We start from the raw sequence: 13024 nt of genomic DNA, 5'->3' as shown, positions 1-13024 counted from the left end.
CTGCCGACCTAGCATTGTTCATCTCCTCAAAGAGGCGTGAATCAATGAGGTGGATTACAGTTCCGGGTGACTAGCTGCAGGCCCGTCTAGTTCCCCAGTTCTTTCGCTTCCCGATATTTGAGCTCAAGGAAGCGATTGTGCGTCGAAAGTTTGTCGAGGTCGCCCGTGGCAAGGCTTTCGGTCATGGAACCGATTTCCCGATCAATGACCTCCAACCCCTCGACAAGCTGAGTATCGGGGACGCGGCCGTTGCGTTCCTGCCGCCGCAGTGTTTCGGGTATGCTTTGATAGCCGGTCACAAGTTGGGGCAGGTGATCGGACAGAAGGCGACGGATTTCCTGTGCAGCAGGCTCATTCTGTTCAAGCGTCTGCAACTGGGGGGTCAGCGTTTCCAGGCGTACTGTGATAGAATCGATCAGTCTTACCGCAGGTGCGGGCAAGGCCTTGCGCTGGCTGTCCAGCCAGATTTCGGTCTGCAATGGCAGCGCCTTTAAATCCGCCTTGGCCAAGGTTTCCGGCTTCACGCGCCGCACCGCAGGCAATGTTGCGAACGTCGCCGTCGAAAGGATCAGCAAGCCGATCACGATCAACAGGCCATTGCCCCCAAGCGGGGTGATAAAGCCCCAGATGATGGCCCCTGCGACGATAGCAAGTGCGGCAACGGCAATGCGTCTTACCTTGCGCACCACCGACTGGCGGTAGTTTCGTATACGTTTCGACAGGCGTTGGCCCAGCGTCGGTCCGGTCATTTCACGCTCAGCTTTCCAGTGCAGTCAGTGGCATGTCCGTAGCGCCTGCTACCTGCGCCTTCGCCGCTCCTTCTGTCCGGGCGATATACCCTTTTGATTTTTCTACCTCGCTGGACAATGTGTCCACGGTCGTTTTCATCGATTCCAGCGCCTTCAATTTGAAGCTGTCGATGCTGTCCATCGTTTCATAGATATTCTGGAATGCGCGTTTGAGGGTGTCCATGGGAATGGTGCTCGATGCTGCCTGTTCATGGATGCGGGCAGTCTGGTTTTTCAGCATCTCCCCCGTTGAATCGATAATGTTGGCGGTCGTCGTATTGAGCGCCGTGATCTGTTCCAGCACCAGTTTCTGGTTGGTCAGCGCCTGTGCAACCGTGACCGCCGTACGCAAAGCGGACACCGTGGTGGTCGATGCGCGATCGACGCCCTTGACCAGTTCGACATTGTTCTTTTTGACCAGATCGAGTGCAAGATAGCCCTGCACCGTGACGGCCATTTGGGTGAGTAAATCCTGACTGCGTTGGCGAACATAGAATAAGGCGGTTTCCCGCACAGCCTTTGCTTTGGCCGGATCGGTTGCGTCCAGTTCCAGTGCTTTCGCTTCCAACCGTGCATCCATGGTTTTGGAAATGTGGATCATCTGTTCCAGGCGTCCCATCGCGGCCCACAGGTTTTGGCGTTCCACATCGATGGCGGCATTGTCCATGATCAACTCATCCTTGCCGCTCGCCAAATTGGTGAGGATCGAGTGGATGTGGCTTTGTGCGCTTTTGTAGCTGTCAAAATAGTCGCGCAGCTTGTTGCCGAAGGGGATGATGCCGAACAGCTTTTTCTTCGTGAACAGGTCGCCCTTGCTGCCCGGATCAAGGTCCTCGATCGTGCGGCGCAGTTCGGCAAGGTCGGTGCCAACGCTGTTGTCGGCATCCATCGCGCGCACCGGGCGATCGAGGAAGCGGTTGGACTGGCCCGCTGCGTCGGCAATTTCCTTGCGGCCCATATTGACGATCTGATCGACACGTGCGCCGAATTCGGGGCTGTTCTGATCCTGGGCAATCAGATCCTTGATGAACGTATCGACTTTTTCATCCAGCTTGGATTTCTTTTCTATATCGATGGGAACGAGGCCAGCGGCCTTTTCCCTTGCTACCGGAGTCACAGGTTCAGGTGGTGTCAGGACAAGGCCTTCTTCCCCCACGTCGGTCGTGTTCGTCGCCATGTTAGCCTCCATCCCGTCAATGAACCGCAATGTGGCGGGGATCGCGCGGGGTTTCAAGCGGAAAGCTGTATTATTAAATCAATACAGTTATCGACGCAGCAGGAAGACTGCATGTTCAGCCAGTAAATTGGCGCCGGTCGCGCCAGTCTGCCGGTCGCCGGAAAGGAACCATTCGCCCTCTACCCGATAATCCTTTTCGACCATCAGTTCCCGAAAGTCGCGTACAGTCAGGTGATGAATATTGGGCGTTTCATACCATTTGACCGGCAACAACCGTGTAACAGGCATCCGGCCTGTCCACATCAATGACATGCGCACTCGCCAATGCGCGAAATTCGGAAAGCTGACAAAAGCCTGCCGCCCGATCCTCAGCAGATGATCGATGACCAGATCCGGCCGTCTGGTAGTTTGCAATGTCTGGCTGAGAATGGCGTAATCGAAACTGTCGTCCTGGTAATAACCAAGGTCGGTATCCGCATCGCCTTGTACGACGGACAAGCCGCGTGCCATCGCGGCGGCCACATTTTCAGCATTGATCTCCAGCCCGCGCGCGTCAGCGCCGCATTCATCGCGCAGCGCAGCCATGAGTGCGCCATCGCCGCAACCCACATCCAATATGCGTGCGCCCGGCGCAATATGACGCGCGATCAAGGATAGGTCGGGGCGAAGCTTCATGCTTCCGCCGCCCGCAGAAACCCATCGATCACGCGATTGAGATCCGGTACGTCCAGCAAGAAAGCATCATGGCCAAAGGGGCTGGACAGTTCGACAAAACTTGCCTGTGCGCCGGTGGCGTTGAGGGCATGGACGATGTTGCGCGATTCCGCCGTTGGGTACAGCCAGTCAGTATCGAAACTCACTACGCAAAAGCGTGCTTTCGTTTCGGCGAAGGCTGCGGCCAGACTGCCGCCATGATCTTCGGCCAAATCGAAATAATCCATGGCGCGGGTGATATAAAGGTAGGAGTTGGCATCGAACCGATCGACGAAACTGATTCCTTGATGCCGCAAATAACTTTCCACCTGGAAATCGGCATCGAAGCCAAAGCTCTTGGCTCCAGTCTGATTGTCCGGCCGCGCCTGCAGCCTTCGGCCGAATTTCTCGGTCAGGCCTGCTTCGGACAGATAGGTGATGTGCGCGGCCATGCGCGCGACTGCGAGCCCCGCCGTGGGCGCTTCGTTCGACGCATAATAATCGCCGCCCCGCCAGCGGGGATCAGCCATGATCGCCTGACGCCCGACCTCGTGAAAGGCAATGTTCTGCGCACTGTGGCGCGCGGTGGAGGCAATGACGATGGCCGATTCGACGCGCTTTGGAAACAGGCTGGGCCAAGTGAGCACCTGCATGCCGCCCATGGACCCGCCGATAACAGCACGCAGGCGTTCGATCCCCAGATGATCGAGCAACATCGCCTGGGCACGGACCATGTCGGCAATGGTGACTACAGGGAAAGTCATTCCATACGGCTTACCAGAGGCCGGATTGATGCTGGCGGGTCCCGAGGAACCCATGCAGCTTCCGAGCACATTGATGCAGATGATGAAATGACGTGCCGGATCGATCGGTTTGCCTTCGCCTACCATGCGTGTCCACCAGCCTTGCTTGCCAGTCATTGGGTGGGTCGAGGCGACATATTGGTCCAGCGTCAATGCATGGGATATGAGCACCACATTCGATCTGTCGGCATTGAGCGTGCCATAGGTTTCATAAGCAAATTCCACCGGAGATAACACAACGCCGCAATCGAGCGCCAGCTGTCCGGGCAGGACGGTCTGCCGAGCAAGGCCGAAACGGCTGTCATCTGGGGTGGTCAGCGTCGTCATGGGGATCAGGCGCTAGGGCGGATCATGGCGGCTTGTCAATGGAAGCGTCGCCTGTGCCAAAGTGCGATTCATGAGCCTTGGCCTTGCGCCAATATGCCGCTAAAGCGCTCGCCATGACGAAACTGCAACCCAAAGACTGGATTATGGGCATTTCGCCCTATGTGCCGGGCAAGGCGGCCAGCGATGACGGGCGGCCAGTTATAAAACTATCGGCCAATGAAAATCCTCTCGGCACCAGCCCGAAGGTACGGGACGCCTTTATGGCCGCCGCTGCTGATCTTGCGATCTATCCCGATCCGGGCGCCGGCCCATTGCGCAAAGCGATTGCCTGTCAACATGGGCTGGACCCAGCACGGGTCATTTACGGCACCGGGTCGGATGAACTGCTGCATCTGGCGGCCAGCGCCTATGCAGGGCCGGGCGATGAAGTGCTGTATGTCCGTTATGGTTTTTCAGTCTATGATATTGCTGCCCGCCGCGTGGGCGCAACGCCGGTCATTGCGCCGGACAAGGATTATGCCACCGACGTCGATGCGCTGCTGGCGTGCGTCACGGACAAAACGCGTGTTGTCTATCTGGCCAATCCCAATAATCCGACCGGCACTTTTTCGACGCGTGAAGAAATTGCACGGCTTCATGCCGGACTGCCGGAAAATGTGCTGTTCGTGCTTGATCAGGCCTATGCCGAATATCTGGATGCTGAAGAGGATGATCTGGGGCTTGAACTGGCAAGGTCCGCATCCAACGTCTTTATCACCCGTACTTTTTCGAAGATATATGGCTTGGCGGCGGAACGGATCGGATGGGGCTATGCCGCACCAGAGGTCATCGACGCGCTGCATCGCATTCGGGCGCCATTCAATGTGACGACGGCGGGACAGGCAGCGGCCAGTGCTGCCATCGGCGATAATGCATGGGTGACGGCCAGTCGCGCACATAACCGAAAATGGCGCGAATGGTTGGCCGCAGAGGTGGAGGCATTGGGCAATCATGGCCTGAAAGCCGTGCCCAGCCACGCCAATTTCCTGCTCGTCCTGTTTGAAGGCGCATTGACCGCGCAGGCCGCTTTTAACGGCTTGATGGATGCGGGTTATGCGGCGCGCTGGCTGCCGGGGCAGGGCTTGCCCAATGCCCTGCGCATCACCATCGGGACGGAAGCCCAGATGCGCGACGTCGCTCGACTGTTGCGCGAAATGACGGAGATGAACGGATAATGCTCCCCTTTTCGCGCGTCACCATCATAGGCCTTGGGCTTATTGGATCTTCGCTTGCCCGCGCAATCAAGGCGTATATGCCGACGGTGCGCGTGACGGGTCATGATGCCAGTGCAGAAGTGCGGGAGACGGCAACACGCATCAATCTGTGCGACGATGTCAGCGACACCGCTGGAGCCGCGGTTCTCGACGCGGATCTTGTTATCCTGTGCGTACCGGTAGGCGTGATGGGCGACGTCGCGGCGGACATTGCGGTCGATCTTCCCACTGATGCCATCGTCAGCGATGTCGGATCGTGCAAGGCGGAGATACTGGCCGCATTGCAGAATGCTTTGCCGGGCCAGACCATCATCCCCGCGCATCCTGTCGCGGGCACGGAAAACAGCGGACCGGAAGCGGGTTTCGCCAGCCTGTTCAAGGGGCGCTGGTGCATTCTTACCCCGCCCGAAAATGCCGATGCGATTGCCGTGGAGCGGCTGTCCGAATTCTGGCGGCGGCTGGATGCGGATGTCGATCTCATGAGCGCGCAGCATCACGATCTGGTGCTGGCCATCACCAGCCATTTGCCACACCTGATCGCCTATACCATTGTCGGCACGGCCAGCGATCTGGAAGATGTGACGCGGTCGGAAGTCATCAAATATTCGGCGGGCGGATTTCGTGATTTCACCCGTATTGCGGCCAGTGACCCGACCATGTGGCGCGACGTGTTTCTGGCAAACAAGGATGCGGTGCTGGAAATGCTGCAGCGTTTTTCCGAAGACCTGTCAGCCCTTCAGCGCGCAATTCGATGGAATGATGGTGACGCGCTGTTCAACCTGTTCACCCGTACCCGTGCCGTCCGGCGATCAATCATCGAAGAGGGGCAGGATGATGCCGCGCCCGATTTCGGTCGGACTCACGAATAGCCTCAGCTTTCTACGTTCAGCACATTGATCGCCGCATGCACCCGCGCTTCGACTTCGTCGCGGGGCAGGCCCGCCGGGATCATATCGCCCACACGAAAGGTGATGGTTCCCGATCGTTTTAAAAAACTGTTCCTTGGCGACAGGCGGCCACTGTCGAGGGCGACAGGAATCACAGGGGTTTTCAACATCTTGTAAAGCCCGGCGAACCCTGACTGAAGTGGTGGTCTTTGCCCATGCGATACACGTGTTCCCTCAGCAAACAGGCAGATAGGACGTCCCTGCTTTAGCGCCGCAGTCGCCGCCTGCATCATCCTTCGCAGTGCCTTGGCGCCGGCTTCGCGTTCCACCGGGATAACACCGTGCACCACAGCCAGCCGTCCCCAGAGGGGAATTTTCGTGAGTTCCGCTTTGGCGACGATGGCAGGTTGCCGGAAAATGCACAGAAGCTCGATCGTTTCGAACATGGATTCATGTTTGAGGACATAAAGAAACGGTCCATCGGGCAGTTCGCCTTCAATCCGGATTTTCTGCCCCAGCAGATATTTGATGCAGAACCGATGGAACCGGCCCCATGCACGTGCCACGACCATCATGGCGGGGCGTCCGACAGGCAGCAGCATGAGCGCCAACAAGACATACAGCAGGCTTATGGGATAGAAGATTCCGGCGTAGAGCGTCGAGCGAAGCAGGATCATGCGGGTCTATATTCCCAACAAGGCGGCAGCCCGCCGGAGCAGATATTTGTTATATTCCTTGAACAGCATCTTAAGGCTGGGGTTGCTGTGCACGGCATCGATATGGATGGCGATACCCGGCGGCAATGCCTGTTCCAGTTCGAAACGGGCGCGCCGCATGTGCCAGTCGGTTGTGATCAGTCGTACCGAACGATATTTCCGCCGCTCGATCCAGTGGATCGTCTCAATCGCATTGGAGCGGGTGTCAACTGCTTCGTGCCCCAGCGTGATGCAGCAAAGGAACATGGCCTGCGGTACATTATAGGCTAGGGCAAGTTCTATAGGACGCACGTCCCGATCGACGCCCGAAATCAGCATATCCTTTGCAGCGTTTGATTGCAGCAGTTCCAGACCCCGATCAATCCGTCCTGCCCCGCCTGTCAGTACGACGATGGCGTCGGTTCGCTGTTTGGGGCTCAGCGGCTGGGGCAGCAGGATCGCAAACCAGGCAAAGCCCAGCAGCCAGCTCATCAGCAAAAAGGCGATGAGGCGCCGAATCATAAAGAGCGCCTCAGTGCCCGTAACACGGTCGTTCGCGCGGTGAGCATCGCCAGTAACACGCCGCCCAATGGCAACAGCAACAGCACACCCCAACCATAATTCGGCAAAGCAGCCGCCCCAAGCAAATCCGACCCTATATCCCTGATCAGCACCGCTACGAGCGCCAGCACCAGAGAGGCCGCGACAAGCCCAACGACTCCGCCGAACAGTGCATCAAATGCCATGCGCCGCTGGAACAGTCGGGCGATCTGCACATCGGTTGCGCCCATCAGGTGCAGCACCTCTATCGTTGTGCGATGGCTATTGTGCGCGGCTTGCGCGGCCAGGACGACTATGGCCGCAGTTGCCAGCGTCATCAATAAAACCAGCGCCAGCGCCAGCCATTTCAGCATGCGCATAAGTTGCGACAATGGCGTCAGAAACGCTGCATGCGGCTCCACCCGGGCGGTGGGCGCAATCGCGGTCACACTATCGCGAAAGGCGGCATAGGCCCGGGCGTCAACACCCGGTTTCAGATCGACGTCAATCAGGGCTGGAATGGGCAATCCGCTATCCATCATTTCTTCCCCGAGCCAGGGGCGCAGCGCAGCCTTCATATCGGCCTCATCAACCAGTGTGATATGACTGACGCCGGAAAAACGGCGCAGGTCAGTCATCACCCGGCCGGTTTGATCGGCCCGGATTTCGGGATCTGCCTCGATAATCTGGATCGTCACCCGCCCCGCAAGTTCGGCGTGCAGGGACCGCGATGCCCGATCCAGACCAATGCCCGCCGCCGCCGCCAGGATTGTAAGAAACATCATGATCGCAATGACCCAGGGCATCGTGCCGGACAACCGCCCTTCAGGCAGCAGGCGGCGGTGGGTGGCGCGATCACGCCGGTTCCGGTTGCGCCCCGCCATGATCAAGGCATGTCCTGCGATGGTGCACCATCGGTCGGTTGCACCGGCTGGGGCGGATAGCGCAACGATCCGGTGGGGTCTGACAACCGTCCCTTGTCGAGCCGCATCATTTGAGCGCCCGGCAATTTGCTCAGCAGATGGATGTCGTGCGTGGCTACTACAATGGTCGTGCCCAGTTTGTTCAGCGCTCCGAACAGATTCAACAGGCGTTGGGCCATTTCCGGGTCGACGTTGCCGGTCGGTTCGTCCGCCACCAATATTTCGGGCCGACCGATAACCGCGCGGGCAATGGCAACGCGCTGCTGCTCGCCACCCGACAGCGTTGCCGGGCGGGCGTTCGAGCGGTCGGCCAATCCCACCCAGGCGAGCATTTCATTGACCGGCGTTTCGAGCTCCTTCTGATCGACGCCCGACACCCGCAGCGGCAAGGCAACGTTATCGAAAGCGGAAAGGTGGGGCACCAGGCGGAAATCCTGAAATACAACACCTATACGGCGACGAAAACCAGGCAGCCGCTTGCGTGGCAGCGTCACGACGTCCTCATCAAACATGCGTATAAGGCCGCGACTGGGGCGCTGGGCAAGATAGAGAAGCTTTAGAAGCGACGTCTTTCCTGCACCCGATGCCCCGGTCAGGAAATAGAAATTGCCTTTGTTCAGGGTGAAATTGACATCGGACAATATTTCCGCGCCCAAGCCATAGCGCAGCCCGACATTTTCAAACTGGACGATGCTGGACATCAGCTGTGTTCCACCCCTTAACCATCCTGCCATCGCACAGGGAAGGCTTGCGCGTAAAGCCGGGAAAATACAGCGCGCTATCTTGAGCTCTTGCTCTTGTTGCCCAAGCTGTGTTTAGAAGCGTCATGATACTTGTCTGCCCGCAATGCGCGACACGCTATATTGTGCCTGATCGCGCCATCGGCCCCAATGGGCGCTCGGTACGATGCGCGGCTTGCAAACATAGCTGGTTTCAGGATGGCGCGCCGCTGCCCCCGCGTGAAGAAGCCATGGCGGACACGACGCCCTCAGCCAATACCGCCGCAGAGTGCGAACCGCCTGCGGGCGCAAGACCAATGCCGGAGGAAGGAGCGGAAATCAGCGCTTCGCCGCCTCCTTTGCCATCTGTCATGAACCATGACCAGTCGGCGTCAGCGGACTTTACGCGTGAACCGGATGCGCAGCAAGTTGAAGCGGACAATTTTGCGCATGAGCCGCCCTTCCGGTCACGCCGCAATCCGGCAAAATTATGGACCCTTGCAGCAGTGGCGTTCGCCCTGACTATCGCATTGCTGGGCGGCGCACTTTATTATTTCGGTACGCCGGGCTGGGCTGTAAATATCGGCCTTGCTCCCGATAGCGGCGAACCAGATCTGTTGCTTGATATGCCACGCAAGCCAGAGCGGCGAGAATTGCCATCGGGCGGCGAATATTTCGCCTTCAGCGGTCGCATCGTCAATGCCAGTGAGCGCACGCAGGCCGTGCCGCCGATCATCGTGGAAATGCGCGATGAACAGGATCGTCTGGTGTTCGGCTGGACGATCCGCCCGCCAGTAAAGGAACTGGGGCCGGGCGATCAGGCAAGCTTTCATGAAAGCCGGCTCGACATTCCCAAAAACGCCCGGAACTTGACCCTTACCTTTTCCGATGCCGGGGCCTGATCTGGCACAAGTTTCGTCAGCAACGGAATAATCACGCATACCTGCTTTCGCTGGTTGCGCTGTCCCATACGCTTTGCTAATGGCTCCGGCCTGCCAGATGCCGGTTTGCCCGGCAATCCTTTGTGTGCGGTCGTGGCGGAACTGGTAGACGCGCAACGTTGAGGTCGTTGTGGCCGAAAGGCCGTGGAAGTTCGAGTCTTCTCGACCGCACCAAAAAGTCCTGAAAAACTCCCCACGTGGGGGCCTCTACCAGAGCAGGCCCTGTTTCCGGCGCGGTTCCGCCGGATTTGACGCGTGCGGTTCGGGCCGGTGCAGTCAGAGACCGGTGCATCCGGAGCGGTTTCTGCGCGCAAATGACCCGCCGTCTCTGGCGTGACAATATCTGGAGGTCTTCCGGTCCCGGAATGACCAGCCGCAGCTGATGCCCGCGACGCACTTTCGTTGCCGGCAATGCAAGGATAATGGGTTCGTCGAGTTCATCCCCGGCGCTGGCACACCAGCTGCTCGAGACCAAAGGCCGATACCCGCCCATGCCGGCCGTCATTCATATGAACACCAATGCTCAGATTTATAGCGAAGTCGAACGGAATATGCGACTATGGCCAACAATCCGGCGGCCCGAAATCAATTGGAAATCGTGTCGAAGAGCTGGTCGATTGGGTAGCCTTCCCGAACGATCGGCGAACCGAGAACGATATAGCAGGAATATTTTCCTATTCCCGCATCGCCTTCCAGCAATGTTTCCATGATCCTCTGGTAGTGGCTGACGCTCCGCGCAATGACTTTGAGAAGATAATCATACCCGCCGGTGACATGATGGCATTCGACGATTTCACGAACGTCCCGGGCACGTTGGAGAAAACGTTCAAAATTGACAATGCGATGGCCTGTTAGTGTGACTTCAGTGAACACTATCAAATGATCGCCCAGCATTTCAAGCGCAATACGGGCGCCGTAGGATTTGATGTAACCAAAGTCTTCAAGTCGTTTCACGCGACAGAGGCAAGGGCTGGGCGAAAGGCCGACCGCGCCCGCCAACCCGACATTCGTCACGCGGCCGTACTCCTGAAGATACGATAATATCTTGAAATCGATCCGATCGAGCTTTTCCATCTCATTTTCCTACGCGCCGACGGTGCCTTTGGGGAATTTGAATTCCTATCGGCATGCACCGACAGATTATGCTCGTTACCGCCGCAGTTTCCACCGGGAAACGCAGCGAAGACGTCACATAATCACTGCACGCGGCTTAGAAACACAAATTTTATGCTGCTTCGGGGCTCCTGATCGAGCGCCACATCCATCGATAAGAAGGAATTTCGTGTGCTGACACTAACAAGGACCTGGACCGATTTCGTAGACAGCCACCATGGCAGGATAAGATTCTTTAGAATATCGCGACAACGGCAGCATTCCCTATGGCTCTCAGCCTAGCCTTGGCATTGTTAGAAAAACCCAACCAAGGTGCGATCGCCCATGTTCAGGCCAAAATACATCAGTTTCGACTGCTATGGTACCATGATCAACTTCATCATGGGGCCAACCGCACGCACAATCTTCTCCGACCGCGTCGAGCTTTCGAAGATGGATGGATTCATTGATTCATTCCGTGCCTATCGTCTGGACGAAGTGTTGGGGGCATGGAAGCCGTTTTACGATGTCATTGCCAACTCGATCGATCGAGCCTGTCGCAAGCATGGCGTCGAATACGACGCGCGCGACGTCCAGGCACTCTATGATGCCATACCCACCTGGCAGCCCCATGCAGACGTGCCAGGCCCGTTGAGCCGAATTGCGGAACAATATCCGCTCGTCATCCTGTCCAACAGCATGGTAGATCTGATCCCGCACAGCGCGCGCAATATCGGCGTGCCTTTCCACGCCGTGCTGACAGCAGAGGAAGCGGGTGCCTACAAGCCACTGATGCGGCCGTTCGAATATATGCTCGATCGGTTGGGCTGTGCGCCCGAAGACATGATGCATGTTTCGTCGAGCCCGCGCTACGACTTGATGACCGCTCATGATCTGGGCTTTGGTGCCAAGGTTTTCGTGGATCGCGGGCATGAGCCGCCAACTGATCATTATGGCGTCACCCGCATCAAGGATTTCCACGAACTCCCCGCCTTGCTCGGCCTTTGAGAAGAGAGGCGCCTGTGCGGACGGACAAGCCATGCTGCTGCCAATCTCGTGAAAAGCCATAGGTAGAAGATGCTGCTCGACCCTATACTCACGACCCAGCCGCCGCAGCTTACCGTGCAGGATGCGGAAGCGCTGGCGCGGCGTTTCTATGGCCGCGATCTGCGGGCTTACGGGCTCTCCAGTGAGCGTGACCGCAATTTCAGAATGGAAGGGATGGATGGCAGTCAGTTTCTTCTGAAAATTTCCAATCCGGCCGAAGCCCGCGAGATCGTCAATTTGCAGACTTGCACCCTCAACCACCTTCGGCGGAGTGCCCCGTCTCTCCCCGTTCCGTATCCGGTGGCCGCGACAGATGGTGCGTTCGAGACGCCAATCACGCTTGATGACGGTCGAACATCGATCCTGCGCATGTTAACTTTCCTGCCGGGAATACCGCTCAGCCAATCCAAGCGGACGACGGCGCAGCGCCGGGCGCTTGGGCAATTTCTTGCCCGGCTGGATCAGGGGCTCGAAGGTTTCACTCACCCAGCCGCGCAACACGAGCTGTTGTGGAATGTCGCAGCCGCGCATCGTCTGACTGGCATGATTGACAGCATCGCCGAGGTTCCGCAGCGCGCGCTGGTTCAGCGCTTTATGGCCGATTACGAAGCCATCACCCTGCCGCAACTGCAGTCATTGCGGGCGCAGGTCATTCATAATGACTTCAATCTCGGCAATGTGCTGGTGAATCCGGTCCAAACGGATGAGATCGCCGCGATCATAGACTTCGGCGATGTGGTGCATGGACCGCTGGTCGGGGAGATTGCGACGGCGGCCGCCTATCAGTTGGCCGACGGGGTCGATCCACTGCTCAGCGCCGCCGAGATGATAGGAGGCTATCATGAGGTACTTCCGCTGCGAAAGGCAGAACAGGCGGTCATGCTCGACCTTGTCACCGCGCGTCTGGTGATCACTGTTTTGATCACGGAATGGCGCGCCGCCCGCTATCCGGAAAATCGCCAATATATCATGCGGAATAACGGCCTTGCCCGGGCCGGGCTGGACCATATCGCTCATTTATCCCGCGACGATGCGAGCCGACAATTGCTGCAATTCTGCTTTTCAGGAGAAGGCATGAATGTTGGGTGAGCGGCTGATACTCCCGATTCGTGCTCGTTTTGGGCATATGTGTTGGGAGA

The 13024-nt window shown here is 57.8% G+C and carries 14 protein-coding genes and 1 tRNA gene; 6 read left to right on the top strand and 9 right to left on the bottom strand.

Going from position 1 to position 13024, the window contains the following annotated elements; genetic code table 11:
- Positions 1–86 precede the first annotated feature (86 nt).
- The 4 genes from L3X40_RS19105 to metX all read right to left on the bottom strand — a co-directional run bounded on the left by L3X40_RS19105 (position 87) and on the right by metX (position 3788).
- On the bottom strand, positions 87–749 hold the full coding sequence (locus tag L3X40_RS19105) for a hypothetical protein (protein ID WP_237367004.1): 663 nt from the start codon (positions 747–749) through the stop codon (positions 87–89).
- Between the two features lie 7 nt (positions 750–756).
- Positions 757–1965: a toxic anion resistance protein gene (locus L3X40_RS19100; RefSeq protein ID WP_237367003.1), complete on the bottom strand. Its 1209-nt coding sequence runs from the start codon at positions 1963–1965 to the stop codon at positions 757–759.
- 87 nt (positions 1966–2052) lie between these two features.
- Entirely contained in the window at positions 2053–2640 is a 588-nt protein-coding gene (gene metW / locus L3X40_RS19095; protein WP_237367002.1) for a methionine biosynthesis protein MetW, read from the bottom strand.
- Positions 2637–3788: a homoserine O-acetyltransferase MetX gene (gene metX / locus L3X40_RS19090; RefSeq protein ID WP_237367001.1), complete on the bottom strand. Its 1152-nt coding sequence runs from the start codon at positions 3786–3788 to the stop codon at positions 2637–2639. Before metX ends, metW begins: the two co-directional genes overlap by 4 nt.
- Positions 3789–3901: 113 nt before the next feature.
- Between metX and hisC the strand changes: the two genes are divergently transcribed.
- Together hisC and L3X40_RS19080 are read left to right on the top strand one after the other, a co-directional pair.
- A complete protein-coding gene (gene hisC, locus L3X40_RS19085; RefSeq protein WP_237367000.1) occupies positions 3902–5002 on the top strand; it encodes a histidinol-phosphate transaminase in 1101 nt (366 codons plus the stop codon).
- Positions 5002–5910 carry a prephenate/arogenate dehydrogenase family protein gene (locus L3X40_RS19080; RefSeq protein ID WP_237366999.1) on the top strand — a complete coding sequence of 303 codons (909 nt, stop codon included), beginning with the start codon at positions 5002–5004 and terminating at the stop codon, positions 5908–5910. Before hisC ends, L3X40_RS19080 begins: the two co-directional genes overlap by 1 nt.
- A 2-nt stretch (positions 5911–5912) precedes the next feature.
- On the opposite strand, the gene L3X40_RS19075 is transcribed toward L3X40_RS19080, so the two are convergent.
- The 4 genes from L3X40_RS19075 to ftsE are packed head-to-tail and all read right to left on the bottom strand — an operon-like array spanning position 5913 to position 8787.
- Complete coding sequence (locus L3X40_RS19075; RefSeq protein ID WP_237366998.1) at positions 5913–6605, bottom strand: lysophospholipid acyltransferase family protein; 693 nt, start codon at positions 6603–6605, stop codon at positions 5913–5915.
- Between the two features lie 6 nt (positions 6606–6611).
- Positions 6612–7145, bottom strand: a complete 534-nt coding sequence (locus L3X40_RS19070) for a YdcF family protein (protein ID WP_237366997.1) — start codon at positions 7143–7145, stop codon at positions 6612–6614.
- Positions 7142–8047, bottom strand: coding sequence for a cell division protein FtsX (locus L3X40_RS19065; RefSeq protein WP_237366996.1), 906 nt, complete (start codon positions 8045–8047; stop codon positions 7142–7144). The genes L3X40_RS19070 and L3X40_RS19065 overlap by 4 nt, the downstream gene beginning before the upstream one ends.
- 2 nt (positions 8048–8049) lie before the next feature.
- The gene (ftsE, locus tag L3X40_RS19060) at positions 8050–8787 is read right to left on the bottom strand and encodes a cell division ATP-binding protein FtsE (RefSeq protein ID WP_237366995.1); all 738 of its coding nucleotides are present in this window, start codon (positions 8785–8787) and stop codon (positions 8050–8052) included.
- Between the two features lie 125 nt (positions 8788–8912).
- Here ftsE and L3X40_RS19055 point away from each other — a divergent pair, with 125 nt between their 5' ends.
- Together L3X40_RS19055 and L3X40_RS19050 are read left to right on the top strand one after the other, a co-directional pair.
- On the top strand, positions 8913–9707 hold the full coding sequence (locus L3X40_RS19055; RefSeq protein ID WP_237366994.1) for a zinc-ribbon domain-containing protein: 795 nt from the start codon (positions 8913–8915) through the stop codon (positions 9705–9707).
- Between the two features lie 126 nt (positions 9708–9833).
- Positions 9834–9920, top strand: a tRNA-Leu gene (locus tag L3X40_RS19050).
- Between the two features lie 411 nt (positions 9921–10331).
- On the opposite strand, the gene L3X40_RS19045 is transcribed toward L3X40_RS19050, so the two are convergent.
- Positions 10332–10820: an Lrp/AsnC family transcriptional regulator gene (locus tag L3X40_RS19045; RefSeq protein WP_237366993.1), complete on the bottom strand. Its 489-nt coding sequence runs from the start codon at positions 10818–10820 to the stop codon at positions 10332–10334.
- A 363-nt stretch (positions 10821–11183) separates the two neighbouring features.
- On the opposite strand from L3X40_RS19045, the gene L3X40_RS19040 reads away from it, so the two are divergent.
- Positions 11184–11846, top strand: coding sequence for a haloacid dehalogenase type II (locus L3X40_RS19040; protein ID WP_237366992.1), 663 nt, complete (start codon positions 11184–11186; stop codon positions 11844–11846).
- A 69-nt stretch (positions 11847–11915) separates the two neighbouring features.
- Positions 11916–12974 (top strand): phosphotransferase, encoded by a 1059-nt coding sequence (locus L3X40_RS19035; RefSeq protein WP_237366991.1) that lies wholly within the window; start codon positions 11916–11918, stop codon positions 12972–12974.
- Positions 12975–13024: the final 50 nt, after the last annotated feature.

Source organism: Rhizorhapis sp. SPR117, from assembly GCF_021742065.1.
The sequence above is the reverse complement of the archived record's forward strand: the minus strand, read 5'-3'. Positions and strand labels throughout refer to the sequence as shown.